The sequence below is a fragment of the Sphaerisporangium sp. NPDC049457 genome, from assembly GCF_055586705.1.
Map to the genome: position 1 here is coordinate 13,494 of NZ_JBVJHR010000021.1, position 26,755 is coordinate 40,248.

A 26,755-nucleotide genomic window follows, 5' to 3' on the forward strand; every position below is an offset into this window, starting at 1 on the left:
CCTCCCCGGCCGCCCGGCACACGCGGGAGAATGGACAGGTGTATTTCGCCCACGTCGGCGGCCGTCTGGCCACCGGGCTGCGCGATGTGACCACCGACCTCGGCGCCCTGGACGGAGCCGGCTGGTGGGCCGTCGTGGTGACCTACGAAGGCAAGGTCACCTGCGCACGCTTCGACCAGGTCGGACGGGCGCCGCTGCCCGCCCCGACCGGCCCCTGGCCGGCGTCCCTGGAATGGACCGGCTCGCTGGACCGGCACGGGTACGAGGACGGCGTCCGGCGGATCCGCGCCTACATCGAGCAGGGCGAGGTGTACCAGGCCAACCTGTGCCGCGTGCTGACCGCCGAACTGCCGCCCGAGTCCGACCCGCTGGTGCTGGCCGGGCGGCTGGCGCGCGGCAACCCCGCGCCGTACGCCGCCGCCGTCCGCGTGCCGGGGCTGACCGTCGTGTCGGCCTCGCCGGAGCTGTACCTGTCCCGTGACGGCGACGTCGTCGAATCCCGGCCGATCAAGGGGACCGGCGTCACCGCCGGCGACCTGCTCGACAAGGACCGCGCCGAGAACGTCATGATCGTCGACCTGGTGCGCAACGACCTCGGCAGGGTCGCCCGAGTGGGTTCGGTCACAGTCCCCGCCCTGTGCGAGATCGAGCGGCACCCCGGCCTGGTCCACCTGGTCTCCACCGTCCGCGCCGAACTCGCGCCCGGGCAGGGCTGGCCGGAGCTGTTCGCCGCCACCTTCCCTCCCGGCTCGGTGACCGGCGCGCCGAAGTCCTCCGCGGTTCGAATCATCAATGAACTCGAACCTGAGCCACGGGGGCCGTACTGTGGGGCAGTGGGCTGGGTCGACGCCGACCGGCGCCGGGCCGCGCTGGCCGTGGGCATCCGCACGTTCTGGGTCGAGCACGACCTCATCCGATTCGGCACGGGGGCCGGCATCACGTGGGGTTCCGACCCGCGGCGCGAGTGGCGCGAGACCGAGCTGAAGGCCTCCCGTCTCATCGCGCTCGCCTCCGGGAGGGCCTTGACGAAGCAAGAATGGAGTTTGGACAGATGAACGTTCCGGTCTGGGTCAACGGCGAACTGCTCGACCCCGCGCAGGCCAGCGTTTCCGTCTTCGACCACGGGCTGATGGTCGGCGACGGCGTGTTCGAGACGATCAAATGCATGAACGGCGAGTCGTTCGCCCTCACCCGGCACCTGGACCGGCTCAAGCTTTCGGCCGAGCGCCTCGGCCTGCCCGAGCCGGACGTGGACGCGATCGCCGACGGCGTGCGCGCCTGCCTGGCGGCCGCCCCGCCGTGGCCGCTCGGCCGTATCCGTGTCACCTACACCAGCGGCAACGGCCCGCTCGGCTCCGACCGCGGCAACCAGGGCACCACCGCCGTTGTCATCGTGGGCGCCCAGGCGCCGTTCCCCGAGAGCGCCACCGTCACGGTGGTGCCGTGGCCGCGCAACGAGCGCGGCGCGCTCGCCGGGATCAAGAGCACCTCCTACGGCGACAACGCCAAGGCCCTCGCCTACGCCAAGGAGCGCGGCGGCCAGGAGGCCATCTTCGCCAACCTCGCCGGCCACCTGTGCGAGGGCACCGGCAGCAACATCTTCATCGTCCGCGACGGCACGCTGATCACGCCCACCCTCGCCTCCGGGTGCCTGGCCGGCGTGACCCGCGCGCTGGTGCTCGAATGGCACGGCGGTGAGGAGACCGACGTGCCGATCTCCGCGCTGTACGAGGCCGAGGAGGCCTTCCTGACCTCCACCACCCGCGACGTGCAGCCCATCCGGCTGGTGGACGACACCGTGCTCCCCGCCGCGCCCGGCCCGATCACGGCCAAGGCGATGCGCGTGTTCGCCGAGCGCAGCGCGGCCGACATCGACCCCTGATCACCGCGAGCCGGTGATCACTCCGGATACGACACCTGGGTCTGGGCGTTCAGCTCGGTCAGCTTGACCTTCTTGGCCGGGTCGGTCAGCGGGTCGTCGAGCGCGATGACGTCCAGGCCCTTGGTGATGTCGCTGGAGTAGATGTAGCCGTTGTAGTAGTACGCCGACCATGACCCGCCCAGTTCGGGGTGGTCGCCCGGGGCGGTGAGCGGCGCCGGGTCGACGTAGGCGATCTCCTTGGGGTGGTCGGCGTCGGTGAGGTCGACCACCGACACGCCGCCCTGGTACCAGGCCTGCACCATGATCGTCTTGCCTGGGACGGGCAGCAGCGAGCCGTTGTGCGCCACGCAGTTCTCCGACGCCGTCTGGTACCGGGGGATCTTGAAGTACGCCCTGCGCTCCAGCTTGCGGTCCTTGGTGATCTCGTACACCGCGTCCGCGCCCTTGTCCGGGCCGGTCTTGGCGTCGCAGGTCGGGGCCACGCCGCCGCCCAGCTCGTCGGAGAAGATCACCCGGCTGCCGTCGTTGCTGAACGTCGCCGAGTGCCAGATGGAGAAGTTGTCGGTGTCGGTGATCTGCTGCAGCACCTTCGGCCGCGTCCGGTCGGAGATGTCCATCAGGATGCCGTTGCCGATGCACGCGCCCGCGGCCAGGTCCTTCTCGGGATAGACCGTGATGTCGTGGCAGCCGCTGGTCGCGCCCGGCCGGCTGTCGTCGTCGTCCGGCCCGTCGTCGAACAGCAGCGGCTCGGCGACGATCCTCGCCTGCGCGGGCGCGGCGACCGGCACCTCGACGATCGCGATCGTGTCGTGCGGAGGCTTGCACGTCGTGGAGTTCTCGTCCGGCCCGAACGAGGACACGTACAGGTAGACCTTGCTGGGATCGTCCTTGGCCGGCACCAGCGTGTGGGTGTGCGAGCCGCACGCCGTGGCCAGCGCCTTGACGTAGCGCGGGTGGGTCTTGTCCGAGATGTCGAAGATCCGGATGCCCTCCCAGCCGCCGAGCGGGTCGCCGCGCCCGCTGTCGCACTTGTCGCCGTCGCGCGGGTCGTCCACCGACAGGAACAGCAGGTTGCCGCTGACCGAGATGTCGTTCTGCCCGCCGGGGCACACGACCCGGTTCACGACCTTCGGCTTGGCCGGGTCGCTGATGTCGTGGATCGTGAAGCCCTCGTAGTTGCCGACGTAGGCGTAGTCGCCCTGGAACGCCAGGTCGGTGCCCCAGGCCTCCTCGCCGTCGAACGGCGCGGACAGCGGGACGCGGGCCAGGAGCCTGGCGTTCGGACTGTGCCGGTCGCCGCCGGGAGCGGCGGAGGATGCCGTGGCGGCGGGGCCGGTGGTCGCCGGCGCGGCGGACGGCGCCGCCCCCTCGCCGGCGCACGCCCCGAGCAGCAGGACCGCGCCCGCCATGGACGCGAACATGCCGAACCGCCGCCTGCCCACAATGCCCCCCGTGTTTCGTATCGCATATGGGAATGTGTCGCAGTATGGAAGCTATGTCGAACCGGAGCCGTGCGTGCAAGGTTTTTGTAACGGTTGCGCTGGCATCCGGACTTGCTTCCATGACGACCGCCTGCGCGAGCGAGACGCCGGACGCGGGCAGGCCCCTGGTCGCCGGAACCGGGGCGCCGGTGATCGTCCCGGGCGCGCCCGGAGAGGGCGGCCGCACGGCCGAGCCCGGCGAGCAGGTCGGCCGCCCGGCCAAGGGCGCCTCCGCCGCCGACGTCCGCTTCACCGAGCGCATGGTCCCGCACCACAGGCAGGCCCTGGAGATGGCCGGCCTCGCCCCCTCGCGCGCCGCGGACCCCGGCGTGCGTCGCCTCGCCGGACGCATCTCGGCGGCCCAGCGGCCCGAGATCGACGTGATGACGCGCTGGCTGCGGGCCCTCGGCCGCCGGCCCGCGGCGGCCCACGACGGCCACGGCGCCTCCGCGGGCCCTGACGCGTACGGAATGGCGAGCCTGGCGGAGATGAACCGGCTGCGCGCCGCGCGAGGGGCCGCCTTCGACGCGCTGTTCCTGCGCCTGATGATCAGGCACCACGAGGGCGCGGTGAAGATGGCGGGGGAGGAACTGGCGGGCGGCACCGACCAGATCATGCGCAAGATGGCCCAGGACATGGCGTCGGGGCAGCGCGTGGAGATCCTCAGAATGCGAGCGCTGGCACGCTAGGAGGCCGCCTCGCGGCCGGCTGCGGTGCGCGGTGCCCGGTACGGCGCCGCGGCGCGCGGCCACCGTGGCCGGTCGGCGGCGGCTCCGGTGCCCGGGACGGGCGCCGACGGGATGGAGTACGGCGAACAGCCGGAGGTCAGGAGCTCCACAGCATGTTCGTCAGCTCCTCGTCGAGGTCCATGAAGTCGGTCTCGCGGCCGGCGGACACCAGCTCGTAGGTGCGGTGCAGGAACTCGGTCAGCGGCGGCAGCGGGACCTCGAACAGGGCCTGGCCGAAGGGCGAGGTGAGGCTGATGTTGAGCGTCCGCTCGCCGTCGGCCCGCGCCGGCCACACCTGGACGTCTCCGTCGCCCACCCGCCTGACGATGCCGACGGTCAGCAGTTCGCGGGCGAAGATCCACTCGACCGGTTCGTCGTTCCCCACGTGGAAGGCCATCCTGATGGCGTAGGGGTCGTCGGCCGTGTAGCTCAGGCCGGCGAGCAGGGGGACGGTCGTACGGTCGGGGACCACAAGTCGAAGGCCCAGCTCGGCAGAGACGGTGGCGTTCATCGTCAGCCATGCCTTTCGTCGGTGGGTCCCCTGCGCGGGGCTCGGGTTGCGGTGCTCTGAAGGACTTCGTCCGGAGCTGTGTCTGCGGAACGAAGAGACCTGCAGGAGAGATTCCGCTCCTGGGCCCTTCTGTAACGCATATCACAGCGCGACATTTGCGCCTCTACCTGGTCAAACATCGCTTAGAGGTGCGTGTTTGCGAGGGTTTTAGCTGTCGTCCGGCCGTCCTACTGGGCATCTGCACGTGTGTCGGAGTAAAGATCATAAGTGGTGCGATTCGGATGAGTATGGGGCATGACGATGCTATGACAACAGGGCGCCACGCCGCCGGACTCCGGGGAACCTTTCGCGATCGGATCTCCCCCTCGCTTCGCCAGGACCCCCTGGAGTGAGGTATGGTTTTCCCCGTCGGCAAGGCCCAGGCGGGCCACGCCACACGGGGGCGATTAGCTCAGCGGGAGAGCGCTTCGTTCACACCGAAGAGGTCACTGGTTCGATCCCAGTATCGCCCACCACCCCGAAGACCCGCAGGCGAACACCAAGCCTGCGGGTCTTCTGCCGTTCACCCCACCACCACCGCCGACGGTCAGCCCTCACGTACGCCCTTCGGGGACGCCCCCGGACGAGCCGCCGCTGACCGCCCGATCTTCCTCGCTGATTCCATGGACGTGGGCCGTCCGCCGGCGCTGCCCTGGCTTGAATGCGGTCGTGATGGCAGGCCACCCGGGAATCTCCGGCGGCGAAGGCGCTAGGCGTCGCGTGTGTGTAGTCGTAGGAGGCCGGCTGATAGGGATGCGATGGCCCAGGCGGCGGTTACGGCGAGGCCGGGCCAGGGGGCGATGGGGAGGTCGCGCAGGTCGGTGGTGGCCTGGACGGCGAGTCCGGCGCTCATCGGGGCGATCTTCTGGAGCAGGCGCTGCCAGTCCGGATCGCCGATGGTCAGGGAGACGATGGGGACGATGTAGAGCAGGCCGAGGACGACCCCGATGCTGGTGGCGGAGTCCCGTACCGTGGTCGCGATGCCGAGGCTGAGCAGGGCGATCAGGATCAGGTACAGGACCGTTCCGGCGGCCGCTCGCAGGGTCGGTCCGTCGGTCAGGGACAGGGCCCGGTGGCCGGGGCCCGGCACGATGAGCCACCCGGCGAGCAGCGACCCGAGGACCGCGACGGTACCGCCGGCGGCCACGACGCCGGTGAGCGTGACGGCCTTGGCCGCGAGGACGGTGGCCCGCCGGGGCACCGCCGTCAGGGTGGTGCGGATCATGCCGGAGCCGTACTCGCCGCTGATGGCCAGCACCGCCAGGATGGTGATCGGTGCCTGGCCGAGGTACACGCCCATCAGGCTGAGCTTGGTCGTGTCGCCGCCGCAGCCGGTGGACGTGCAGTTCACCACCGAAGCCGCCCCGGCGCTCAGGGCCACTGTCGACACGACGGAGCCGAACAGCAGCCATAGAGGACTCGTGATGGTCCGCGTCTTCGTCCATTCGGCGCGCAGGGCCGATCTCATGCCTCCCTCCTGCGGGTAAGTACGAGGGCCGCGGCCTGGTTCGCCGCTGTGTGCAGGGGCGGTCTCATGCGTCTCTCCTGTGGAGGAGTACGAGGGCCAGGGTCAGGGTTGCCGTCGTGTAGGCGGCCAGGACGGCGAAGCCGGCCCACGGGGCCAGTGGGTAGTAGCCTTCGTACGGCGTGTAGATGCTGCTGACGTGGTCGTACCGCACGAGCGTCTGCTGGATGGCGAAGGCCGCGCCCGGGGTCACCCGGGCGAGCCAGTTCGACACGCTCGCGGGCATGAACGGGTTGGCCGTCAGGATGTAGGGCAGCACGATGGCCACGATGACGGTGGTGACCGCTCCGGCGCTGTGCCGGATGACGGCGCCGACCGACAGGGCCAAGATCGAGGCGGTCGCGAGCAGCGCCGCGGTCCCGAGCGCCACCCGCAGTCCGGTCGAGGTCGCGACCGGGAAGATGTAGACGCCGTTGGCCCGGGCGAGCCGCTCGCCGAGCGGACCCGCGACGACCGCCCCCGCCAGCCCGGCGGCGAAGGTGACGCTCCCCAGCACGACCGCCTTGGCCAGCAGCACCTGGCTGCGTTTCGGGCGGGCGGCCAGCGTGACGTGGATCAGGTTCGTCGTGTACTCCGTGGTGATGAACAGCGCTCCGACGACGACCACCGCGATCAGCGCGGCGAACGTGCCGGTGAGGATCTCCCGGAGGGTGCCGGCGGTCGGCAGGATCTCGCGAACGGCGGGCGCCATGTCGCCGGCGCCGGTCACCGTGAGCCTGCCGCCGGATTCGGTGAACGACCCCGACGCGCCGTCGGGGTAACCGGCGAAGCCGGGGGACTCGGCTCCGACCTGCTCGCCGGTCCACTCGCCGCCGGTCCAGCCTCCCTGGACGCGAAGATCCCCGAAGGCGGCCGTGGACACGCTGCCGCGCGTGCCCATGCCGTCCACGGCGGGCGGGGACGCGACGAACAGCCCGGCCCGCACGGTCGGCCCGAGCCCGCGCACGAGCGCGGTGCCCACCTTGGTCCAGTGCGCGCCGTCGGCGGAGGCGTAGCCGGTGATCGTGTCGCCCGAGCGGTCCAGCCGCAGCCGGCGGACGGACGCGGCGGAGACCGGGCCTGGGGGGCCGGCCGTGTCGTTGACGTAGTTGTTCTGCATCCGCACGCCGTGGCCGCCGGTGACCATGATCGCCGCGTAGGGCGATCCCTGGCGGAGGCTCTCCTTGACGACGAGCCCGGCCTTCGCCCACGGCACGATGCGGGCCCGCAGGTTCCCTGGACCATCGGTAATGCCGCTGTCGAGCGCGGAGACGGTGACGGTGACGCTGCCGTCCCCGGTCAGCGGCCGGTGCACGAAGTAGAAGCTGTCGGTGACCGGTTCGCCGCCCGGTCCGATCGGAACGGGCGGCGAGCCCTTGTGGTCGCTACTGGCCCCGGCGAGCAGGGCGAACAGCACCACCATCAGCGCGGCCGACACCATGCCGGTCACCCACCCCGAGACCGTCCGGAACTTGGTCCATTCCGCGCGCAGCACCGGCAGGAAGCCGTCCCGCCCGGCTCGTGGGCCGGGCCGGTGCGGCGTGCCGGCGGCGGTCACCGCGGCACCTCCGCAGGCGGCGCGGCGCGGAACTCGACCGCCTCGCGGGTGAGCTGCAGATAGACGTCCTCAAGGGTGACCCGGTGCGCCGACACCTCGGAGAACGGCACCGCGTTCTCGCCGAGCAGCGCCACGATGCGGTCCGCGGGCAGGCCGGAGACGGTGACGGCGTCCCGTCCGGTGGCCGCCACGGTCGCGCCGGCGTGCGCCAGCACCCTCATGGCCCGCGTCCCGGCCGTGGTCCGCAGGGACACCCGGTTCCCGGACGCGGCCGCGATCAGTTCGGCCACGCCGGCGTCGGCGATGGCCCTGCCGCGCCCCACCACGACGAGATGATCGGCCATGTCCTGCATCTCGCTCATCAGATGGCTGGAGACCAGCACCGCGCGGCCCTGCGCCGCCAGCGAGCGCAGGAATCCGCGCATCCAGATGATGCCGTCGGGGTCCATGCCGTTGAACGGCTCATCGAGCATGATGATCGGCGGGTCGCCCAGCAGGGCCGCGGCGATCCCGAGCCGCTGCCGCATGCCGAGCGAGTAGCCGCCGGCCTTGCGCCGTGCCGCCGGGGTCAGGCCGACCTGCTCGATCACCTGGTCCACCCGCCGCACGGCCATGCCCTGTGAACGCGCCAGCCACAGCAGGTGGTCACGCCCGCTGCGGCCGGGGTGCAGCGCCGATGCGTCCAGCAGTGAGCCGACGTGGCACAGCGGACGCCGAAGGTCGCGGTAGGGCCGGCCCTCGATCAGCGCGGTGCCCTCGTCGACCGTGGTCAGGCCGAGGATGACCCGCATCGTGGTGGACTTCCCGGCCCCGTTCGGCCCGACGAACCCGGTCACCACCCCCGGACGTACGGAGAAGGACATGCCGTCGAGGGCTGACGTCTGCCCGTACCGCTTGCGCAGCCCGGAGACGACGATCCCTGGGGCGCTCATCGCGGCGTGCTCCCGGTTCGGAATGGAATCATGCCGACGGTTGTACGCGGCACCCGGTTCCAGCCGGGTCGCGGCGGTCGCGACCTGGCCGCGACCTCGCATCTGGCATCGTCGGAGCATGCCTTTTCGACCCGGCGACCGCCCCGCCCGCACGACGACCGGCGGTGAGCGGCGGTGAGAGTTCTCGTAGTGGAGGATTTCGAGATCCTCGCCCGCTCCCTCGGAACCGGGCTGCGCCGCGAGGGCATGGCCGTCGACGTCGTGCTGGACGGCACCGCGGCCCTCGAACGCCTGGCCGCCACCCGCTACGACGTGGTGGTCCTCGACCGCGACCTGCCCGGCGTCCACGGGGACGAAATCTGCCGGCGGCTCGCCCACGGCCGCTGTGAGACCCGCGTGCTGATGCTCACCGCCTCCGGCACGATCGAGGACCGCGTCGACGGGCTCGGCCTCGGCGCCGACGACTACCTGCCCAAGCCGTTCGCGTTCGCCGAGCTGGTCGCCCGCGTCCGTGCGCTGGCCCGCCGCGCCACTCCACCGCTGCCGCCCACCCTGACGTACGGGGACATCACTCTCGATCCGGCCCGCCGCACCGCCTTCCGCGCCGGCCGGCGCCTTGAGCTGAGCGCCAGGGAGTTCGCCCTGCTCGAATGCCTGCTCGCGGTTCCCGGCCTGGTCATCTCCGCCGAGGAACTGCTGGAACGCGTCTGGGACGAGGCGGCAGACCCCTTCACCAGCGCGGTCAAGCACGCCGTGCACCGGTTGCGGGCCAAGCTCGGCGACCCGCCCGTGATCGAGACCGTCCGCGAAGGCGGCTACCGCATCGGATCGTCATGACCTCCCCGCGACTCGCCAGAAGGTCCCTGCAGGCGCGGCTCGGGCTCGCCTACGCGGTGGGCATCTACGCCGCCGCGGTGTTCGTGCTCGTCTTCGTCGGCGTCGGGCTCGCGAGCGTCGATGCGGCAGGGCCCGCGGGCCACCCCGCATCGAGCGTGACCACGGGTACCGGGCCCGGGCTCGGCCTGCCCGTCCTGCTCACCGGATCGGCGGCCGCGCTGGTCCTGCTCATTCCGGTCGCCCTGGCCCTCGGCTGGTTCGTCGCCGGACGGTTCCTCCGCCCGCTGCGCGCCATCACCGCCACCGCCAGGATCATCTCCAGCGGAAACCTCCACCAGCGCCTGGACCTCGGCGAGCCCGCGGACGAGCTGACCGAGCTCGGCCACACCCTCGACGACCTGTTCGCCCGCCTCCAGGCCTCCTTCGACGCTCAGCGCCACTTCGTGGCGAACGCCTCCCACGAGCTGCGCACCCCCCTCGCCGGGCTGCGCACCCTCCTCGAAGTCGCCCTCGCCGACCCCGACGCCGACGCCGGTACGCTGCGTTCGGTCTGCCGGGAGGCCCTCGTTCTCGGCGAACACCAGGAACGGCTAGTGCAGGCACTGCTCGCCCTGGCCACCAGCGAGCGCGGCGTCACCCGCTGGGACACCCTCGACCTGGCCCACATCGCCGGGGGAGTGCTCGCCTCCCGCCGTCGTCAGGCCAGGGAGAAGGGCGTCGATCTGGCCGAAGATCTGACGCCCGCGGTGACGGCCGGGGACCCGAGGCTGATCGAGAGCCTCATCGCCAACCTCGTCGACAACGCCGTCCGCCACAACCACCCGGACGGTCATGTGACGATCAGCACCCGGACCCTCGGCGCGCAGGTGGACCTGACGGTCGCCAACAGCGGGCCGGTCATCCCTGGCGACCAGGTCGAGCGCCTGTTCCAGCCCTTCCAGAGGCTGGCGCCCGATCGTCACGACCGCGGCGACGGCTACGGCCTCGGGCTCGCCATCGTCAACGCCGTCACGCAGGCTCACCACGCGACCCTGGCCGCCGGCGCACGGCCCGAAGGCGGCCTGTCCATCACCGTACGGTTCGCGCACGCGTCCCGCCCGCACCCCGTGTCCTGACGACGGCGGGCGGCGGAAACCCTGTGGTGGATCGCGCGCGCATCGATGATGATGGCGGCGTGAGCCTCGAGATCGCCTGCGACGAGTCCGGCTCCGAGGGGGAGAATCTCGCCGGCGGGAACACCGACGTGTTCGCCCACGCGAGCGTGCGACTGGACGCCGGGACGGCCGCGGACGCCATCGAGGAGATCCGCGGCCGCATACGCTCGCCCGCGACCGAGTACAAGGCCAACCACCTGCTGCGCGGCAAGCACCGGCCGGTGCTCGCGTGGCTGCTCGGCCCGTGGGGGCCGATCCACGGCAACGCCCACGTCCACCTGACCGACAAGGCGTTCTTCGCCGTCGGCAGGGTCGCCGACCTGCTCGCAGGGCAGGAGCCGTCCCTCCCCGGCGAGGGGCCGGGCGGTGACCCGGCCGCCGCGGCCATGGCGCTCACCCTCTATCGCCAGGGCCGGCGCGCGTTCGGCCCCGAGCGCTGGCAGGGCTTCGTGACGGCGTCCAACGACCTGATGCGCACCCGGCGACGCGGCGACGCGGGCGACCCCGTCGAGGCGTTCTACGGCGTGGTGGGCGCGCTGCGCCGCGCCGGCGCGCCAGGCGAGGTCCGGCAGGTCCTCGACGTGTTCCTGCGGGCCCGGCCGCGCGCGGAGGAGTTCCGGCTGGGGCTCGCCGGCGACCCGGCCGCGGTGCCCGCGCTCGATCCGCTGATCCCGGCCATCGCCCGCGCCGTCGTGCACTGGAGCGGCGGCCTCACGCCGGTGTCCATCGTCCACGACCAGCAGAACTCGCTGACCGAGAAGCGCGTCGCCCATCTGAGGGCGATGTTCGGCGCGCGCCTCGTCCCCGGCCCCGGCCCCGGCTCCGGCTCCGGCCCCGGCCCCGGCTCCGGCTCCGGCGGCGGGCCACCCGGCCTGCTGGCCGGCCTGCGGCTGGTGGACTCGCAGTCCGACCCGCGGGTGCAGATGGCCGACTTCCTGGCCGGGGTGGCTCGCAAGCTCGCCTCGAACGAGCTCAACGACCGGGGTGACGCCGAGCTCACCGAGCTGCTGCGGGACTATGTGGACCCCTCCTCGACCTGGGCGGACGAGCGCAGCTGGTCCCTGCTCGCGCCCGCGGCGATCACCCTGCCCTGACCGGGGCCCGCCTCCCCGCGCGGACGCCGCCGCACGTGAGATCGCCCCGCCGGGCGGGTGACCGCCCGCCGCCCCGCCCGCCCCCGCGCCTTCCCGTCGGAGCATGTCCGCGGAACGCGCCTTCTGCCGCCGCCGTGTCATGGGACCGGTCGCCGGGAAGCCGCGGGGACCGCGCGGCGGGGCTGAAAATTTCACCCGGTGTACAGCGGGTCCTCGCGGAACGCGCGGCCGCCGCGCCGCTCGTCGCCCGAGGGGTTGACCCTCTCGGGCGCGGGTGCGTTGATGCGACGGGGGTGGTCTCGCCCCCTGCTCGCACATCGGGGGAGCGACGGCGGCGGTCGCGCCGTACGGGATTCCGGCCGCGTCCCCTCCCCGCGCACCCTTCACCGGCCGCCGGTCCGCGGTCCCGCCGCGACCCGGTGCGCCGTCCCGCGTACCTCCGACCCAGAAAGGTGACCCATGCGTTTGATCGAACGCTGGGCGGTCGCCGTGGCGGCGGCGCTGCTCACCGCGCTCGTCTCCTCGCCCGCCGCGGCGGCGCCCGTCCCACCTCCCTCGCCCGCGCCCACCTTCGCCGACACCCAGCCGCCGTCCCAGCCGACCGGCCTTTGGGAGTGCGTGGCGGACTACACCGACGCGGTGCCGTTCTGCTGGAGGCCGTCCACCGACAACGTCGCGGTCGTCGCCTACGACGTCTACATGCTGCAGGGCGACGTGTTCGTCCGCGTCGCCACGGTGCCGGTCACCTCCTACAACGCCGACCGGCCCTACTACGCCGCGACGGGGCTGGAGCAGGGCAGGCTCTACACCTTCTACGTGGTCGCCAAGGACGCGGCGGGCAACCAGAGCGTCCCGTCCCCGCTGTACAGCGCCCGGCCCCAGCAGGGCCTGCCGCCGCCCAGCCCGAGCCCCACGCCGAGCCCCACGCCCACGCCCACGCCGGTTCCCGCCTGCCGGGTGACCTACTCGGCGGTCGACTGGGGCACCGGCTTCTCGGCGACCGTGCGCGTCACCAACGCCGGCACGCTTCCGGTCAGCGGCTGGACCCTGAAGCTCGCCTTCTCGGGTAACCAGCAGGTCACCACCGTCTGGAACGCGACCGCGACGCAGTCGCCGCCGTGGGTCTCGTTCGTCAACCCGGACTGGCAGCCGGTGCTCGCGCCCGGCCAGACCTTCAGGTTCGGCTTCAACGCCTCCTACAGCGGCGCCAACGACAGGCCGACCGGGTTCCGTCTCAACGGCGTTCCCTGCACGGTGACGTTCGCGCCCTCAACGGACTGAGGAACGATTTACTGTACTGCGAGAAATTCCTCTCGCGGAAACTTTCACAGCGTTGCAAACCGGAGGCCGTGCGCCGGTTCGCACGCGTGATCACAGAACGGCAGGTCACGGCCGGTGCGGCTGGGACAGAGCCGGACGGGGCCGACGAGTCGGCTCCGCCGGCTTGTCCCGCCGGCGTTGACTGGGGATACCCAGGGCCGGATTCTGGGGTGGGCGCTCGCCCGGCCGGTCCACTCGTGGACGGCGCCGGACGAGGCTCTCGAGGTCCAAGGACGGGATACCTAAGAGGCAAGCGGAAAGGCAGGCGTGCGACGCCTGCCCCCTGAACTCCATTCTCGTGGACGGACGGGACCCCGCCGCGTGCGCGCGACGCGGGGCCGTTCCGAGGCATGCCACGAGAACCGTTCCCCACCCCGGCCGCTCCGGCCGCGTTCCCGCATGGCCTTTCGGTGCCTGTGCGCGCGCGGCGCGGCGGCCACAGAGACCAAGAGGTGACTCATGAACGTTGACAGGTTCGCCGGACCGGTGCTCTCGCTGTTCCGCGCGGTGACGGGTCTGCTGTTCCTGTGCCACGGGCTGTCGTCGGTGTTCGGCGTCCTCGGCGGCAACCGCGGCTCCGGCCATGCCATACCCCTCGCGACCTGGCCCGGATGGTGGGCCGCGCTCATCCAGCTCGTCTTCGGCGCACTGGTGCTCGTGGGGCTGTTCACCCGGGTCAGCGCGCTGCTGTCATCGGGCTCCATGGCGTACGCGTACTTCATGGTGCACCAGCCGCAGGCCCTGCTCCCGCTGAACAACGGCGGTGAGGCCGCGGCGATGTTCTGCTGGGCCTTCCTGCTCATCGCGGTGCTCGGGCCGGGCGCGTGGGCGCTGGACACGGTCGTCCAGCGCTACCGGGGCGCCGAAGCGGGCGCCTTCGCGGCCGGGCGGGGGCTGGCCCAAGGGGCCGCCGCGGTCGTGCAACCACGGACGAGGTGACGGAACAGGCAATGGAGACGGCTCATCGGGGTGCGCGATCGCGCACCCCGATGAGCCGGGGTCGTCGCTCGGCCGTGCGTGACGGAGGCCGGGGGTCAATGACGGCCGGTCGACGCGTCATCGAGCTTCACGCCGGCGGCGCAGGGGACCGGCGGTCGCGGCGCGCCGCGCAGGGCCTCGCGGTGGTGACGGTACTCGTCGTCGTCGATCTCGCCCTCGGCGAACCTCCGGAACAGCACGTCCTCCTCACAGGAGCGGTCCGCGGGAACCATGTCGGCGAGCGGGTCGTGCAGTATGACCTTGAAACCGCCGATGACCGCCGCACAGAGCAGGACGGCGCTGAACCCGGCGAGCAGCACTTCTGAGTTGTCCAGTGCGAAACAATAAAGGTACAACTGCATGATCTTCTCTTCTCTCGACTACCCGCCTGTCGGAGCGGAGGGCCGTGATGCGAGGCGGTCAGGAGGAACGCACGGCCCGCAGTGATGCAACTTCGGCCGCGGACGCCGCGGCGATCGTCCATCGCTCCGATGTGAAGCGATCGAGGAACGCCATGGAGCCGGGTCGCTCGGCGGAAAGGCATGGGTTCATCCTGCTTCGCCATGCCTTGACCTGCCAGGACGCGCTCTACCCGGGAGAATTTAAGCTGGGTGTAACACTCCCCCCCTAAGGCCGCAATGATGTCGTAACGTGACGAAATGGACAGTGACCGTCTTCTGGGGGACTTCCTCCGCGCCCGGCGTGAATCCAGGGCCGTCGAGGAGGTCGGGCTGAGGCGGGTCGGCCGCCGCCGCACGCCCGGGTTGCGCCGTGAAGAGATGGCGATGCTGGCCGGGGTCAGCACCGACTACTACATCAGGCTGGAGCAGGGCCGCGAGCGCCGCCCGTCCGAGCAGGTGCTGGAGGCTCTGGCGGACGCCCTCGACCTGGACGCGGACGCCATCGAGCACCTGTACCGGCTCGCGCGCCCCCGGACGCGGCACCGGGCCGCGCCCGCCCGCCGGGAGGCGGCCGGCCCCCACCTGGTGCGGCTTCTGCACAGCTGGCAGGCCACCCCGGCGTTCGTGCACGGACGCTACATGGACATCCTCGCCGCCAACCCGATGGCCGACGCGCTGTACGCCGGCCTCGGCCACCGCGACAACCTCATGCGGATGACCTTCCTCGACCCCGCCGCGCGCGAGTTCTTCTTCGACTGGGAGCAGACCGCCTTCAACAAGGCCGCGATGCTGCGCGCCGCGGCGGGCGCCGACCCCGACGACCCGTTCCTGCCCAAGCTGGTCGAGGAGCTGTCCGCGCACAGCGAGGAGTTCCGCCGGCTGTGGGCCCGCCACGACGTGCTCAGCGGCGGCCGGGAATGGAAGCACTTCCAGCACCGCGACGTAGGGGAGCTCGTCCTGGCCTACGAGTCGTTCTCGGTGAACAGCGCGCCCGGTCAGCGGCTGGTCATCCTGCAGGCCGAGCCGGGCACCCCCTCCGAGCACGCCCTCGGCATGCTCGCCGCCCTGGTGTCCAGGGACATCGCCCGCACCGATGCTCCGGCAAAGGTGGAAAAGGCCGCCGAGCCGCAGGTCACGGCGGGCCTGTCCGTCCCTCCGGTGGCGGCCGGACGCGGCTCGCCCGCCACCGCCGCCCTGCGGACCCGCTGGTGAGCCCCCGGCGGTAGTCCACCCGGCGGCGGGCGACGCCGTCAGCGCGGCGCCGGCCGCCGGGAGGGAACCGGCAGGCGCGCCGATCCGGTGCGTCAGTGCGGCGCGCCTGCCGTCTGCGGCGAACCCACCGGCGCGCCGAACCAGCGCGACAGCGCGGCACGCAGCGCATCCCTCTCGTCCTCACCCGGACGTGCGGCATGGGTGGCCCACGCCACGTAGCAGTCCGGACGCAGCAGCAGCGCGGTGAACGGAGCGCCGTCGCCGGGGCCGGCGTCCGCCGCGGTGAGACCCGCGGCGGCCGCCTGGGACGGATCCGCCAGGCGCGCGGCGACGACGTCCACCCGGTCGCGCCAGCGTGAGGAGTCCTCCGCCGGCCAGGCGTCCTCGGTCAGATCCAGCAGCAGCGGCCGGGCGCCCGCGGTCAGCTCGGCGAGCCGGACCAGGCCGGTCTCGGTCTCCAGCACCAGGTCCGGAGCCCACCGGCCGACCAGCGGGTGCGCTTCGCCGGCTTTCGCGTCCGTCCCGCCGGCCTCCGCATCCGTCCCCGCGCCGGTCGCGTCCGTCGCGTCCGTCCCGCGGGTGTTCGCGGTGCCCATGTCGTAGCGGATGTCCGCGCCCGCCATCGTGTCCGCGATGTGCCGGGCGTTGCGCGGGTCGCGGAGCAACTCGCCGAACAGCTCGCGTAGCGCCGTGACGTTGCCGCCCGGAGCGATCAGCGCGGACTGCGCCTGGGTGTGCATGACGACCCGCTCGGCCGCGGGCCGCCGCTCGGCCTCGTAACTGTCCAGCAGCCCGGGCGGCGCCCAGCCGTGGATCTCGGCGGCCAGCTTCCAGCCCAGGTTGATCGTGTCCTGCAGGCCCAGGTTGAGGCCGGGCCCGCCGATCGCGCTGTGCACGTGAGCGGCGTCGCCCGCCAGCAGCACCCGGCGGTCGCGGAATCTGGCGGCCAGGCGGGTGTTGCCGCCGGTCAGCCGCCGGATCAGGTGCGGCCCCTCGCCCTCCGGGGGCCCGAACGGCACATCGGCCCCCAGCACGCGGCGGACGCTGTCGCGCAGCTCCGCGAGGGTGAGCGCAGGCAGGCCCGCGGTCTCGTCCGGCTGCTGGCCCCACTCCATGGTGCTCACCAGCGCCCCCGTGGGGAACGGGGCGAACACGAAAAGACCGCGTTCGGTGCGGTAGTGCCGGAACGGCGGGATGATCCCGTGGCCGGGGACGTTCAGAGCGCCGGTCACCGGGTCGACGAGCTCGGCGGGTGCGGTCACGTGCGCGGTGCGCGAGACCTGGTCGTCCTGGCTCACGCCCGGGAACTCGATGCCCGACAGCTTGCGGGTCAGGCTGCGCCCGCCGTCCGCCCCGACCAGGTAACGGGCGGAAAGACGGTAGGCGCAGTCCGGTCCCGCCACCTCGGCGGTGACCCCGTCGGCGTCCTGCGACAGCGCGGTCAGCTCGTGCCCGCGGCGGATCTCGACGCCGAGCTCGACGGCGCGCTCCTCCAGCACCTGCTCGACGCGGCGCTGCGGCACCTGGAGGATGTACAGCGGATTGTCCTGCTCGGCCAGCATGGAGAGGTCGAGCGGCAGCGCGCCGAACACGAAGGCCGGCTGCGGCCGCGGCGGACGCGCGCCGCCCAGCCGCTCGTACAGGCCCCGCCGGTCGAGCATCCGCACGACCTGGCCGACCAGGCCGTTGGCCCGGTTCTCCAGGGTGCGCTCGGGCAGCCGCTCCAGCACCAGCGGCCGTACCCCGGCCAGGATCAGCTCGCAGGCGAGCATGAGCCCGTTGGGGCCGGCTCCCGCGATGACGACATCCGCGGACATCGTCGGCGACACGGTTTCTGGCACAACTTCGGACATGGAAGTCTCCTTGCGGTCGGATGGCATGGCGAACAAGGCCGGTGGCACCGGCCGTTCTGTGCGCGTGCGGGCGTCGCTCACCGGCCCCGGGCGGTTGCCGGAGACCGCCACGGGACGCCGAGGGCGGCGATGGCGGGCGCGGACCGGTGGGGTCCGGCCCGACGGCCGCCGTGGAAACGGTCACCCGGACGGGGCCGGGCGTGCGGGATCAGCGACCGGCTCAGCGGGCCGAGCCGGCGAAGGTGGTGCGAAGAAGACGGATCAGACGGTCGGAGCGGTGGGAACGGGCAGTCCTGCGGCGAGCTGCCCGATGACGTCGCGCAGCAGTGACAGCATCGGGACGGGGGGATCGGTGCGCATGAAGTGCTCTATGGCCACGGTGAGCGCGGCCCCGACCGTCTGGGCCACCAGGCGCGGGTAGAGATCTCGGTCGAGATCGGTGCCCGTGCGCTCGGCGACCGCCGCGGCCAGCTCGGCCTCGGCGGCCGCGCCGGCCTTGAGGAACTCACCCTGCACCGCCGGCTCGGCGAGCATGAGACGGAGCCCGGCGATCCACTGTTCGTGGGACACATCCACCTTGGTGGTGCCCTCCTGCATGGCGAACTGGGCCGTCACCGCGTTGGTGACGGCCTCCCACAGCGGTTCGTGCGCCGGCCGGGCGCGGAGCTCCTCCGCGATCAGCCGGGCGCGGTCGAGATGCCGTGAGGCGATCGCCTCGGCCTTGCTGGAGAAGTAGTTGTTGAACGTGCGAGGGGAGACCCCGACCTCGGCGGCGATGTCCTCCACCCGGACGTCGTCCCACCCGCGCTCGACGGTGAGGCGGATGGCCGCCCAGCTCAGAGCGATGCGAGTCTGTCGCTTCTTGCGCTCTCGCAGCCCCGCGCCGCCGTCCTGTCCGCTGTCCACGGCACGACTCTAGCAAGAGATGCGCGATCAGAAAAGATGCGCAGTCAGCAATTTTGCGTCACGCGCACCGATACTCATGAGCGGTCGGTGTCGTGAACGGTCGGGGTCGCCGACGTAAGGCCTTAGTGGTGAGCGGTGGAGCGCTCCGGGTTGAGTTCTTAGGTTAGGCAAAGCTAAGTTGAGGTCAAAGGCAGACCTGGAGGAGACAACCCATGCCCGTCGGCACCGAACGGACCGCGGATCCCGAGAGCCCCGAAGTTCTTCGCGCCGCCGAGGACTCGGGGCTGCGCCGCCATCCCGGGAACCCCGAGGACCCCTGGGTGCGTCACGAGTCCGGGAACACCGCGAAGCGCCTCGAAGACGCCGAGTCCGAAGAGGTGCCCGCGTACCGGGCGTTCCACGTGCGGGTGAGACGGGTGACGGAGATCGGCCCGAGCTTCACCCGGGTGACCTTCACCGGGGATGACCTGGCCCTGTTCGCCGACCACGGGCTCGACCAGCGGATCAAGCTCGTGTTCCCGATCCCCGGCCGCGGATACCCGCACTTCCGTGAGGGCGAGGACTGGTATCGGCACTGGCGGACCCTGTCTCCGCAGGACCGCAACCCGGTCCGCACCTACACCGCCGGCGCCGTACGTCACGGCCCGCGCGAGCTGGACGTCGACTTCGTCCTGCACGGCGTCGACGGCCCCGCCACCCGGTGGGCGTCCTCGGCACGGCCGGGGGACCGGCTCGTGGTGATCGGCCCCGACGCCCGCCATCGCGGCCCGGCCGTCGGCCGCGAGTGGGCCCCGCCGCCGGGCGCGACCCGCCTGCTGCTGGCCGGAGACGAGACCGCCGTGCCCGCGATCTGCGCGATCGCCGAGACCATCCCCGGCCACGTCCGCGCGGAGGTCGTCATGGAGGTGCCCGACGCCGCGGACATCCGCGCCGTCAGGGTGCCCGCCGGTGTGCGGGTCACCTGGCTGGTGCGCGGCACGGCGGGCACGCGCGCACACGGCCACGGCGAACGCCTGTCCGCCGCCGTCCGCGAAGCCGCCGCCGCCTTCCTGTCGCCCCCGCCCGCCGACCCCGCCCCGAACGGCGTACGAGACCGGCAAGGCGTGCGAGATTCAGACGACCCACCCGACCTGCCCGCCGACCCGGACGGCCTGCCCGACCTGGTCGATGTGGACGAGCTGGACGATGTGGACGTTGACGCGGCCATCCTCTGGGAGGTCCCCGACTCCGACCTCCCGGCCGCCGGCGGCTTCTACGCCTGGCTGGCCGGGGAGGCGGGCGTCGTCAAGCAACTGCGTCGTCACCTGGTGGGCGAGCTCGGTGTCGACCGCGCCGCGGTGGCGTTCATGGGGTACTGGCGCCTGGGCCGCGCCGAGATCAACTGAGATGACCCGTGACCCCCACCAGAGCGGGACGGACGACCGCCGCCGCCCCGGCCAGAGCCGCCCGGACGGCACCCCGCGTCCCGACCAGAGCCGCCCGGACGGCACCCCGCGTCCCGACCAGAGCACCGTCGGCCGGCGCTGGGCGAAGTCTCCGACACAGGTCGCCGGGCCGCGCTGGGTTAAGTCGTCGGCACGTCCGGCCGGGTTGCGGTGGGTGGGGCTCGGCATTTGCGCGCTTCTCCTTGTCCTGGTCGCCGGGGTCGGCGTCGCCTTCGGATCGGCGGAGATGTCCCCGTCCGTCCTCGCCGCCGCGCTGCTCGGCCGAGGCGGTCAGGCCACGGTGATCTGGGAGCTGCGCATCCCGCGCACCCTGGTCGGCGTGGCGGCCGGGGCGGCCCTCGGGCTGGCCGGAGCCGTCATGCAGTCGCTGACGCGCAACCCGCTCGCCGATCCCGGGATCCTCGGCGTCAACGCCGGCGCCTCCACCGGAGTCGCACTCGCCTTCGCCGCCTTCGGGCTCACCGACCTGCGAGGATCGGTCTGGTTCGCCTTCGCGGGCGCGGCGGCGGCGGCCGTCCTGGTGTACGCGCTCGCCTCGCGGGGCAGGGGCGGCGCCACGCCGGTGCGGCTCGCCCTCGCGGGCGCCGCCGCCGACGCCGCGCTGCTGTCGGTGGTGTGGGGCGTCCTGCTGACCGACTCCGACACCTATCACCGGTTCCGCTTCTGGACGGTCGGCTCGCTGGCCGCCGTCGACTGGACCACGTTCCAGCACGTCTGGCCGTTCCTGGCGGCGGGCACGCTCACGGCGCTGGCCCTCGGCCCGGCGCTGAACGCCTTGGCGCTCGGCGACGACGCCGCCCGTTCGCTCGGCGTGCGCGTCGGCCGGGCACGGGTCATGGCCGTGGTCGCCGTGACGCTGCTGTGCGGGGCCGCCACCGCCGCCGTGGGGCCGATCGTGTTCCTCGGCCTGGCCGTGCCGCACATGGCCCGCGCGATATGCGGCGCCGACCGGCGATGGCTGCTCGCCTACTCCATGCTTCTGGCCCCGATCCTGCTGGTGGCCTGCGACGTCCTGGGCCGGGTGCTGTTGCGTCCCGGGGAGCTCCAGGCCGGCGTCGTCACCGCCTTCGCCGGCGCGCCGGTGCTGATAGCCCTGGTGCGCCGCCGCGGCACGGTGGGTGGCCTGTGACCGCCCTGCTGTTCCGCACCGCGCGCCTGTCGTTCCGGGTGCCGGCGCGCGCCGCCGCCGTGACGGCCGTCCTCCTGCTGGCCGCACTGGCCGTGGCCGTGCTGAGCCTGGGGAGCGGGGACTACGTCCTGTCACCCGCCGAGGTCGTGCGGACGCTGGCCGGGCAGGGGACGCGCTCGTCCGAGTTCATCGTCCTCCATCGGCGCCTGCCCCGCCTGCTGACCGCCCTGCTCGCCGGAGCGGCCCTGGCGGCCGGGGGCGCCGTCACCCAGAGCCTCACGCGCAACCCGCTCGGCAGCCCCGACATCATCGGGCTGGACCGCGGAGCGGCCACGGGCGCGCTGATCGCCATCCTCGTGCTCGGCGGCTCGGGAACGCTCGTCGCGGGCGGCGCCTTCGCCGGCGAGGTCGTCGCCCTGGTGGCGGTGTACATGCTCGCGTTCCGCGGCGGCCTCCGGGGTGACCGGTTCGTGCTCGTCGGGATCGGCGTGGCGGCCATGCTGGGCGCGGTCAACGCCTACCTGCTCATCCGGGCCGATCTGTGGGCCGCGGGCCAGGCGGCCGTGTGGCTGGTGGGCAGCCTCGGCGGCGCCGGATGGGGGCAGGCGATCGCGCTCGCGGCGGCGTGCGGGGCGATGCTTCCCCTTCTCGCGCTGCTCGGACGGCGCCTCGCCCTGCTGGAACTCGGTGACGACGCGGCGCGCGCGCTCGGTCTGCCCATCGAACGCACTCGCCTTCTCGCGCTGGCCGGCGCCGTCGGCCTGACCGCCACCGCGGTCGCCGCCACCGGGCCGATCCTGTTCGTCGCGCTGACCGCGCCGCAGCTCGCCCGGCGGCTGACCCGCGCGAGCGGGCCCGCGATCGCGTCCAGCGCCGTGCTGGGGGCGCTGCTGCTGGCGGTGAGCGACCTGGCCGCGCAGCGACTGCTGGCCCCCACCCAACTGCCCGCCGGGGTCGTCACCGGGGCGGTCGGCGGCGGGTACCTGCTGTGGTCGCTCGCCCGTGCCCGCCCTCGATGACGGCGGTCATCACCTGGTGACGGAGCGGGTCAGAGAGCCGAGACGGCGGACAGGCGGGCGTCGAGCGCGGTGAGCCACGCCGCCTGGCGCTGATAGCTGAACGGCGTCTCGACCTGCCAGGGAATCACCTGGCCCGCTCGCACGGCCGGCAGCTCGGCGAAGGTCGGCTTCTTCTTCATGTCGTCCAGTGACAGCCACTGGGAGCGCGCGTCGTAGAGGATCACGTCGGCCTCGTACCTGCCCGCCTGCTCCCAGCTGAGCGTCTCGTACATCGGGTCCTCGCCGCCTCCCTTGACCAGGTCGAGGCCGAGTTCGGCGAGGTAGGCAAGGTCGACGTACCCGCCGGGCACCGGCCGGGCGACCCAGAGCTGGTCGGGTCCGCCCGCCATCGCCACGACCTTCAACCCCGGCTTGGTCTTGGCGGTGCCGGCGAGCTTCGCCGAGGCCGCCTCGAAGGCCGCCTTCGCGCCGGTGATCGCGGGAGCGTTCAGGTCGGCGCCGAGCGACCCGGCCAGGCGCTCGAACTTGGCGACGATCTCGCGCAGTCCGGTGTCCTTGGCCACCTCGACCGCCACCAGCGGCGCGAGGGACTCGATGTCCTTCATCGACTTCTCCGGGACGTACCAGACCAGGCCGTTGAAGGCGGTGGTGACGAGCAGCTCGGGCTGCAGCGAGGCGTACTTCTCCACGTTGAACTCGCCGTACGCGCTGCCCAGCGACTCCACCGCGGTCAGGTCGACGTCGCCGGCCAGCGGGTCCTTGGAACCGTCCTTGCGGGTGGCGGAGCCGAAAACGCCGACGGAGCGGACGCCGAAGTCCCACAGGGCGGCCGCGGCGCCGACGTAGGCCACGACGCGCTGGGGGACGGCCGGGGCCGTGGCCTTGGCGCCGCGGTCGTCGGTGAACTCCCAGGGCACGGCCGGCGGGGCGGAGGTCGCGGGGGACGACTTGCCCCCGGCCGCCGGCGCGCCGCTGCCGCCGGAGCCGCAGGCGGCCAGGAAGGCGCCGAGCGTGAGCATGGCGCCTCCCGAGAGGACGTCGCGGCGTGTCGGTCGGAGACCTGGATTCGGCATGGATGTTCCTCGTCAATCAAGTTAGGTAAGGCTAACCTTTATTAGGTTAATCTTGCCTTACTTTTACTCGTGTAGGGAACCCCCATGACCCCAGCCCGGTTCGCCCTCGACATCACCCCGTTGCGGGCCAGCCGTGACTTCCGGTACGTGTTCGCCGCCCGCCTCGTGTCCCTGGCGGGCATCGGGGTGACCGGCGTCGCGCTCGCCGTCCAGATCTTCGGCCTGACGCGGTCGTCGCTGCATGTGAGCATGGTCAGCCTGGCGCTGGCCGGACCGCTGCTCGTCTGCACGCTGCTCGGCGGTGTGCTGGCCGACCGGCTCGACCGCCGCAGGCTCCTGGTCTGGTCGCGCTCGGCCGCGGCGGCCGGGTTCCTGACGCTCACGTTGAACACCGTGCTGCCCGAGCCCCGCCTGTGGGTCATCTACCTGTCGGCGGCCCTCATCGGCGCGGCCGACGGCATCAGCGAGACCGCCCTCGTGGCCGCCACTCCGTCCCTCGTCGGCCGTGACCGGCTCGCCGCGGCGGCCGCGCTGACCTCCGTCACCACCCAGCTCGGCACCGTCGTCGGCCCCTCGGTGGGCGGACTGATCATCGCAGGGCCCGGCCTGGCCGCCTGCTACGCGCTGACCACCGCGACCACCGTGGTCACCACGGTGCTGCTCGCCCGGGTACGGCCCCTGCGTCCCGCGGGCGGCCACGAGGATCCGGAGACTTCGGAGACTCCGGAGACACAGCACCCGCTGCGCTCACTCGCCGAGGGATTCGCCTTCGCGCGCGGCAACCGGCTCATCGCCGGACTGATGGCCCTCGACCTCGGCGCCGGCCTGTTCGCCATGCCCTACGCCGTCTTCCCCGAGTTCGCCGCCGACCGCTTCGGCGGCTCGGAGACCGTCACCGGCCTCCTCTACAGCGCGCCCGCGGCGGGAGCCTTCCTGGCGGCGATGACCAGCGGATGGACCGGCCGCGTGCGGCGGCCCGGACTGGTGCTCCTCGGAGGCGTCCTGCTGTGGGGGCTGGCCATGGTGGGGGTCGGCCTGAGCACCGCGCTGCCGGTCGCCCTCTTGCTGCTCGCGCTGTCCGGCGTCGGGCAGCTGGTCTCCGAGGTGCTCGCCGGCGCGCTGCTGCAAGGCGGCACGCCCGATCGCCTGCTCGGCAGGGTCGGCGGGCTGTGGCTCACCCAGGCCACGGTCGGGCCCGCCGTCGGCAACGTCCTGGCCGGGCTGGTCGCCAGGCAGGCGTCCCCGGTCGCGGCCATCGTCGGAGGCGGCCTGGCCTGTGTCGCCTGCGTCGCCGCGGTCGCCGCCGCCGTTCCCGCTCTGCGCCGCGCTCGCCCGGTGGTGCTCGCGTCCGCCGTCACACCGGGTGAGGAGCCGCACCCGGTGAGAGAGTGAGCAGGGTGCCGCGCCGGGGCCGCTGTCGCGGGACGTCGCGGCGGACTGCGAGGTGTCAGTCCACGGCGGGCGGCTCGGTCCGGCGCATCGACTCGGCCAGGCTCGCCGGGCGCATGTCCGTCCAGTTGGCCTCCACGTACGCCAGGCAGGCGTCCCGCGCGTCCGGTCCGTACGCGCCCGACCAGCCCGCGGGTACGGCGGCCCACGATGGCCACAGTGCGTGCTGGTTCTCGTCGTTGACCACGACGCGGTAGGTGCCCTCCGCGTCCTCGAACGGGTTGGTGGCCGTCATGGCTGTGACTCCTTCGTGTGCTGGTCGGTGTGGTGGTCGATGTGCTGGTCGGTGTGGCGGCCGTTGGACGGGGGCCGGTGGCCGTGCTGGACGTCCCACCGGCGGAGCACCTGCCCGACGACGGCGAGCGGGCCGGGGTCGGCCAGTTCGAAGTGCTCGCAGTCGACGTCGTGGTTTTCGATCACCCCGTCCACGAACGGCCGCCAGCGTTCGGCGCTCAGCGTGGTCCCCGGCTTGTCGCGGGTCGCGGTGAAGAACAGCAGGTCGCCCCGGTAGAACAGGTGGACCCCCGGCCGGATCAGGTCCTCGGCCCGGACCGCGACGTCGATCATCGCCGACACCGTGCCCGGCTCCAGACCGGCCGGCAGGCCTCCGCGCCGCCGCAGCAGGTCCACGACGGCATCCCGGCCGGGAGGCTCGGCCATGTCCAGGCCTGCCATCCGGAGCAGGAAGCGCAGCGCGTCGCGCTCGTCGTCGCCGGCCTCCGGCTCCTCGCCGGGGTGCAGCGGGTAGGAGTCCAGCATCGCCAGAAGCTCCACCCGTTCCCCCTGCTGCTGGAGCAGCGCGGCCATGGCGTGCGCGACCACGCCGCCGAACGACCAGCCGAGCAGGTGGTAAGGGCCTCGCGGCCGTACCCGGCGGATGTGGGCGAGGTATCCCGCCGCCATCTCCTCCAGCGTCCGCGGCCGCGCGTCCGGGTCGGTCAGCCCGGCCGCCTGCACCCCGTACAGCGGCCGGTCCAGATGGCCGGCCAGGCCGGTGAAGCACCAGCTCAGCCCGAACAGCGGATGCACGCAGAACAGGGGAGGCCCGTCCCCGGCCTCCCGGATGGGCAGCAGCACGTCCAGGGCCGTGCGCCCGTCTTGCGCGGCGCCGTGCCGCAGCCGGGCGGCGAGCCTCGCCGGGGTGGGATCCTCCATCAGAGCCCGCACGGTCAGACTTCGCTCGCCGTCCGTCGCGGGGGTTTTCGCGGCGTCCGCTGCGGGGGTTCCCGTGGCGTCCGCCGGGACGAAGATCTCGGCGCGCAGCCGGGCGACCAGTCTGGCGGCGAGCAGCGAATGCCCGCCGAGCTCGAAGAACCCCTCGTCGGAGCCCACCTCCGGCACGCCGAGCACCTCCGCGAACAGTTCGCGCAGCCGGTCGACGGTCTCGGGGTCCGCCGCGCTGCGCCGGACCTCGACCGGGGCGGGGGCGTCCACGCGTGCGGGCGGCAGTCCTTCGAGGTCCAGGTCCAGCTCCGCGATGCGCAACTCCGGGCTCGCGGCCACCTGCCGGAGCAGCGCGGCGAGGGCGTCCGCGATCCGCTGAGCGGTACCCGGGGTGAACAGATCGGCGCGGTACTCCACGAATCCGGCGAGACCTCCGGGTCGTCCGTCCTGGTCGTCCTCTGCCAGGGCGAAGGCGAGGTCGAACTTCGCGGTGCCGGTGGCGGTCTCCAACGGCTCCATGGTCACCTCGCCCAGGGCGGGCAGCGGGGCTGCTCCCGGGTGGTAGGCGATCATGGTTTGGAAGAGGGGGTGGCGTCCGGGGGTGCGTGGGGGGTTGAGGGTTTCGACGAGGTGGTCGAAGGGGGTGGTGGCGTGGTCGAAGGCGGTGAGGTCGGTGTGGCGGGTGTGGTGGAGGAGTTGGGTGAAGGTGTGGTGGGGGTGGGTGGTGGTGCGGAGGACGAGGGTGTTGGCGAAGAATCCGACGAGGTTGGTGAGGGTGTCGTGGTCGCGTCCTGCGGTGGGGGTGCCGAGGGGGATGTCGGTGCCGGCGCCCATGCGGGTGAGCAGGGCGGCGACCGTGGCGTGCACCACCATGAACATCGTCACACCCTGAGCGCGGGCCAGCCGTGCCAGCGCCTCCCGCGTCTCCCGGTCCAGCGTGAACGCGGCCGTGCCGCCCTCGGCGCCGTCCCGCCGCGGCCCGTCGGCGGGCAGCGGGATCTGTTCGGGGAGGTCGGCGAGGGTGTGTTGCCAGTGGGTGGTGTGGCGGTGGATGAGGCTGGTGGGGTCGGTGGGATTGCCGAGGGT

The 26,755-nt window shown here is 72.7% G+C and carries 24 protein-coding genes and 1 tRNA gene; 14 read left to right on the forward strand and 11 right to left on the reverse strand.

All coding sequences use genetic code 11. The features are described from left to right. Nucleotides 1–38: 38 nt before the first annotated feature. Together ACZ6QO_RS29215 and ACZ6QO_RS29220 are read left to right on the forward strand one after the other, a co-directional pair. Nucleotides 39–1,055 (forward strand): chorismate-binding protein, encoded by a 1,017-nt coding sequence (locus ACZ6QO_RS29215; RefSeq protein WP_465855197.1) that lies wholly within the window; start codon nt 39–41, stop codon nt 1,053–1,055. Beyond that, nucleotides 1,052–1,882, forward strand: coding sequence for an aminotransferase class IV (locus ACZ6QO_RS29220; protein ID WP_465855199.1), 831 nt, complete (start codon nt 1,052–1,054; stop codon nt 1,880–1,882). The genes ACZ6QO_RS29215 and ACZ6QO_RS29220 overlap by 4 nt, the downstream gene beginning before the upstream one ends. A 17-nt stretch (nt 1,883–1,899) precedes the next feature. On the opposite strand, the gene ACZ6QO_RS29225 is transcribed toward ACZ6QO_RS29220, so the two are convergent. Further along, complete coding sequence (locus tag ACZ6QO_RS29225; protein WP_465855201.1) at nt 1,900–3,291, reverse strand: LVIVD repeat-containing protein; 1,392 nt, start codon at nt 3,289–3,291, stop codon at nt 1,900–1,902. Nucleotides 3,292–3,443: 152 nt separating this feature from the next. Here ACZ6QO_RS29225 and ACZ6QO_RS29230 point away from each other — a divergent pair, with 152 nt between their 5' ends. Next, entirely contained in the window at nt 3,444–4,052 is a 609-nt protein-coding gene (locus ACZ6QO_RS29230; protein ID WP_465855203.1) for a DUF305 domain-containing protein, read from the forward strand. A gap of 136 nt (nt 4,053–4,188) precedes the next feature. On the opposite strand, the gene ACZ6QO_RS29235 is transcribed toward ACZ6QO_RS29230, so the two are convergent. After that, nucleotides 4,189–4,602 (reverse strand): SsgA family sporulation/cell division regulator, encoded by a 414-nt coding sequence (locus ACZ6QO_RS29235; RefSeq protein ID WP_248960202.1) that lies wholly within the window; start codon nt 4,600–4,602, stop codon nt 4,189–4,191. A 440-nt stretch (nt 4,603–5,042) separates the two neighbouring features. Between ACZ6QO_RS29235 and ACZ6QO_RS29240 the strand changes: the two genes are divergently transcribed. Continuing rightward, a tRNA-Val gene (locus ACZ6QO_RS29240) sits at nt 5,043–5,117 on the forward strand. Nucleotides 5,118–5,350: 233 nt separating this feature from the next. On the opposite strand, the gene ACZ6QO_RS29245 is transcribed toward ACZ6QO_RS29240, so the two are convergent. The 3 genes from ACZ6QO_RS29245 to ACZ6QO_RS29255 all read right to left on the reverse strand — a co-directional run bounded on the left by ACZ6QO_RS29245 (nt 5,351) and on the right by ACZ6QO_RS29255 (nt 8,635). Then, entirely contained in the window at nt 5,351–6,109 is a 759-nt protein-coding gene (locus ACZ6QO_RS29245; RefSeq protein WP_465855205.1) for an ABC transporter permease, read from the reverse strand. A 64-nt stretch (nt 6,110–6,173) separates the two neighbouring features. Continuing rightward, complete coding sequence (locus ACZ6QO_RS29250) at nt 6,174–7,703, reverse strand: DUF1349 domain-containing protein (RefSeq protein WP_465855207.1); 1,530 nt, start codon at nt 7,701–7,703, stop codon at nt 6,174–6,176. Next, nucleotides 7,700–8,635, reverse strand: a complete 936-nt coding sequence (locus ACZ6QO_RS29255) for an ABC transporter ATP-binding protein (protein WP_465855209.1) — start codon at nt 8,633–8,635, stop codon at nt 7,700–7,702. Before ACZ6QO_RS29255 ends, ACZ6QO_RS29250 begins: the two co-directional genes overlap by 4 nt. Before the next feature lie 174 nt (nt 8,636–8,809). Between ACZ6QO_RS29255 and ACZ6QO_RS29260 the strand changes: the two genes are divergently transcribed. The 5 genes from ACZ6QO_RS29260 (at nt 8,810) to ACZ6QO_RS29280 (ending at nt 13,979) form a co-directional block, all read left to right on the forward strand. Beyond that, nucleotides 8,810–9,472 carry a response regulator transcription factor gene (locus ACZ6QO_RS29260; protein ID WP_465855211.1) on the forward strand — a complete coding sequence of 221 codons (663 nt, stop codon included), beginning with the start codon at nt 8,810–8,812 and terminating at the stop codon, nt 9,470–9,472. Continuing rightward, the gene (locus tag ACZ6QO_RS29265; protein WP_465855213.1) at nt 9,469–10,587 is read left to right on the forward strand and encodes a sensor histidine kinase; all 1,119 of its coding nucleotides are present in this window, start codon (nt 9,469–9,471) and stop codon (nt 10,585–10,587) included. Before ACZ6QO_RS29260 ends, ACZ6QO_RS29265 begins: the two co-directional genes overlap by 4 nt. Before the next feature lie 59 nt (nt 10,588–10,646). Continuing rightward, nucleotides 10,647–11,720, forward strand: a complete 1,074-nt coding sequence (locus tag ACZ6QO_RS29270) for a hypothetical protein (protein ID WP_465855215.1) — start codon at nt 10,647–10,649, stop codon at nt 11,718–11,720. 459 nt (nt 11,721–12,179) lie between these two features. Beyond that, nucleotides 12,180–13,001 carry a cellulose-binding domain-containing protein gene (locus ACZ6QO_RS29275; protein ID WP_465855216.1) on the forward strand — a complete coding sequence of 274 codons (822 nt, stop codon included), beginning with the start codon at nt 12,180–12,182 and terminating at the stop codon, nt 12,999–13,001. Nucleotides 13,002–13,499: 498 nt separating this feature from the next. Beyond that, nucleotides 13,500–13,979 carry a DoxX family protein gene (locus ACZ6QO_RS29280; protein ID WP_465855218.1) on the forward strand — a complete coding sequence of 160 codons (480 nt, stop codon included), beginning with the start codon at nt 13,500–13,502 and terminating at the stop codon, nt 13,977–13,979. Between the two features lie 95 nt (nt 13,980–14,074). On the opposite strand, the gene ACZ6QO_RS29285 is transcribed toward ACZ6QO_RS29280, so the two are convergent. Then, nucleotides 14,075–14,380, reverse strand: coding sequence for an SHOCT domain-containing protein (locus ACZ6QO_RS29285; protein WP_465855220.1), 306 nt, complete (start codon nt 14,378–14,380; stop codon nt 14,075–14,077). A 297-nt stretch (nt 14,381–14,677) separates the two neighbouring features. Between ACZ6QO_RS29285 and ACZ6QO_RS29290 the strand changes: the two genes are divergently transcribed. After that, nucleotides 14,678–15,631 (forward strand): helix-turn-helix transcriptional regulator, encoded by a 954-nt coding sequence (locus ACZ6QO_RS29290; protein WP_465855222.1) that lies wholly within the window; start codon nt 14,678–14,680, stop codon nt 15,629–15,631. A 92-nt stretch (nt 15,632–15,723) separates the two neighbouring features. On the opposite strand, the gene ACZ6QO_RS29295 is transcribed toward ACZ6QO_RS29290, so the two are convergent. Next, a complete protein-coding gene (locus tag ACZ6QO_RS29295; protein ID WP_465855223.1) occupies nt 15,724–17,484 on the reverse strand; it encodes an FAD-dependent monooxygenase in 1,761 nt (586 codons plus the stop codon). A gap of 261 nt (nt 17,485–17,745) precedes the next feature. Continuing rightward, nucleotides 17,746–18,390 (reverse strand): TetR/AcrR family transcriptional regulator, encoded by a 645-nt coding sequence (locus ACZ6QO_RS29300; protein WP_465855225.1) that lies wholly within the window; start codon nt 18,388–18,390, stop codon nt 17,746–17,748. 212 nt (nt 18,391–18,602) lie between these two features. Between ACZ6QO_RS29300 and ACZ6QO_RS29305 the strand changes: the two genes are divergently transcribed. The 3 genes from ACZ6QO_RS29305 to ACZ6QO_RS29315 are packed head-to-tail and all read left to right on the forward strand — an operon-like array spanning nt 18,603 to nt 21,983. Next, nucleotides 18,603–19,775 carry a siderophore-interacting protein gene (locus ACZ6QO_RS29305; protein WP_465855227.1) on the forward strand — a complete coding sequence of 391 codons (1,173 nt, stop codon included), beginning with the start codon at nt 18,603–18,605 and terminating at the stop codon, nt 19,773–19,775. Between the two features lies 1 nt (nt 19,776). Further along, complete coding sequence (locus tag ACZ6QO_RS29310; RefSeq protein WP_465855229.1) at nt 19,777–20,964, forward strand: FecCD family ABC transporter permease; 1,188 nt, start codon at nt 19,777–19,779, stop codon at nt 20,962–20,964. Continuing rightward, complete coding sequence (locus ACZ6QO_RS29315) at nt 20,961–21,983, forward strand: FecCD family ABC transporter permease (protein ID WP_465855231.1); 1,023 nt, start codon at nt 20,961–20,963, stop codon at nt 21,981–21,983. The genes ACZ6QO_RS29310 and ACZ6QO_RS29315 overlap by 4 nt, the downstream gene beginning before the upstream one ends. A 29-nt stretch (nt 21,984–22,012) precedes the next feature. Here ACZ6QO_RS29315 and ACZ6QO_RS29320 read toward each other — a convergent pair whose 3' ends face one another. Beyond that, a complete protein-coding gene (locus ACZ6QO_RS29320; protein WP_465855233.1) occupies nt 22,013–23,002 on the reverse strand; it encodes an ABC transporter substrate-binding protein in 990 nt (329 codons plus the stop codon). A 138-nt stretch (nt 23,003–23,140) separates the two neighbouring features. On the opposite strand from ACZ6QO_RS29320, the gene entS reads away from it, so the two are divergent. Further along, nucleotides 23,141–24,448 carry an enterobactin transporter EntS gene (entS, locus tag ACZ6QO_RS29325; protein ID WP_465855235.1) on the forward strand — a complete coding sequence of 436 codons (1,308 nt, stop codon included), beginning with the start codon at nt 23,141–23,143 and terminating at the stop codon, nt 24,446–24,448. A 55-nt stretch (nt 24,449–24,503) separates the two neighbouring features. Here entS and ACZ6QO_RS29330 read toward each other — a convergent pair whose 3' ends face one another. Next, the gene (locus ACZ6QO_RS29330) at nt 24,504–24,740 is read right to left on the reverse strand and encodes an MbtH family protein (protein ID WP_465855237.1); all 237 of its coding nucleotides are present in this window, start codon (nt 24,738–24,740) and stop codon (nt 24,504–24,506) included. Next, nucleotides 24,737–26,755 (reverse strand): condensation domain-containing protein (locus ACZ6QO_RS29335; protein WP_465855239.1); only part of this gene is annotated, 2,019 nt, incomplete at its 5' end. The genes ACZ6QO_RS29335 and ACZ6QO_RS29330, both read right to left, overlap by 4 nt.

Excerpts from the sequence above, each read along its gene's own strand:
- ACZ6QO_RS29220 (WP_465855199.1), top strand. The coding sequence starts at position 1,052 with ATGAACGTTCCGGTCTGGGTCAACGGCGAACTGCTCGACCCCGCGCAG.
- ACZ6QO_RS29225 (WP_465855201.1), bottom strand. The coding sequence starts at position 3,291 with ATGGCGGGCGCGGTCCTGCTGCTCGGGGCGTGCGCCGGCGAGGGGGCG.
- ACZ6QO_RS29230 (WP_465855203.1), top strand. The coding sequence starts at position 3,444 with ATGACGACCGCCTGCGCGAGCGAGACGCCGGACGCGGGCAGGCCCCTG.
- ACZ6QO_RS29235 (WP_248960202.1), bottom strand. The coding sequence starts at position 4,602 with ATGAACGCCACCGTCTCTGCCGAGCTGGGCCTTCGACTTGTGGTCCCC.
- ACZ6QO_RS29245 (WP_465855205.1), bottom strand. The coding sequence starts at position 6,109 with ATGAGATCGGCCCTGCGCGCCGAATGGACGAAGACGCGGACCATCACG.
- ACZ6QO_RS29255 (WP_465855209.1), bottom strand. The coding sequence starts at position 8,635 with ATGAGCGCCCCAGGGATCGTCGTCTCCGGGCTGCGCAAGCGGTACGGG.
- ACZ6QO_RS29265 (WP_465855213.1), top strand. The coding sequence starts at position 9,469 with ATGACCTCCCCGCGACTCGCCAGAAGGTCCCTGCAGGCGCGGCTCGGG.
- ACZ6QO_RS29275 (WP_465855216.1), top strand. The coding sequence starts at position 12,180 with ATGCGTTTGATCGAACGCTGGGCGGTCGCCGTGGCGGCGGCGCTGCTC.
- ACZ6QO_RS29280 (WP_465855218.1), top strand. The coding sequence starts at position 13,500 with ATGAACGTTGACAGGTTCGCCGGACCGGTGCTCTCGCTGTTCCGCGCG.
- ACZ6QO_RS29285 (WP_465855220.1), bottom strand. The coding sequence starts at position 14,380 with ATGCAGTTGTACCTTTATTGTTTCGCACTGGACAACTCAGAAGTGCTG.
- ACZ6QO_RS29290 (WP_465855222.1), top strand. The coding sequence starts at position 14,678 with ATGGACAGTGACCGTCTTCTGGGGGACTTCCTCCGCGCCCGGCGTGAA.
- ACZ6QO_RS29295 (WP_465855223.1), bottom strand. The coding sequence starts at position 17,484 with ATGTCCGAAGTTGTGCCAGAAACCGTGTCGCCGACGATGTCCGCGGAT.
- ACZ6QO_RS29305 (WP_465855227.1), top strand. The coding sequence starts at position 18,603 with ATGCCCGTCGGCACCGAACGGACCGCGGATCCCGAGAGCCCCGAAGTT.
- ACZ6QO_RS29310 (WP_465855229.1), top strand. The coding sequence starts at position 19,777 with ATGACCCGTGACCCCCACCAGAGCGGGACGGACGACCGCCGCCGCCCC.
- ACZ6QO_RS29320 (WP_465855233.1), bottom strand. The coding sequence starts at position 23,002 with ATGCTCACGCTCGGCGCCTTCCTGGCCGCCTGCGGCTCCGGCGGCAGC.
- entS (WP_465855235.1), top strand. The coding sequence starts at position 23,141 with ATGACCCCAGCCCGGTTCGCCCTCGACATCACCCCGTTGCGGGCCAGC.
- ACZ6QO_RS29330 (WP_465855237.1), bottom strand. The coding sequence starts at position 24,740 with ATGACGGCCACCAACCCGTTCGAGGACGCGGAGGGCACCTACCGCGTC.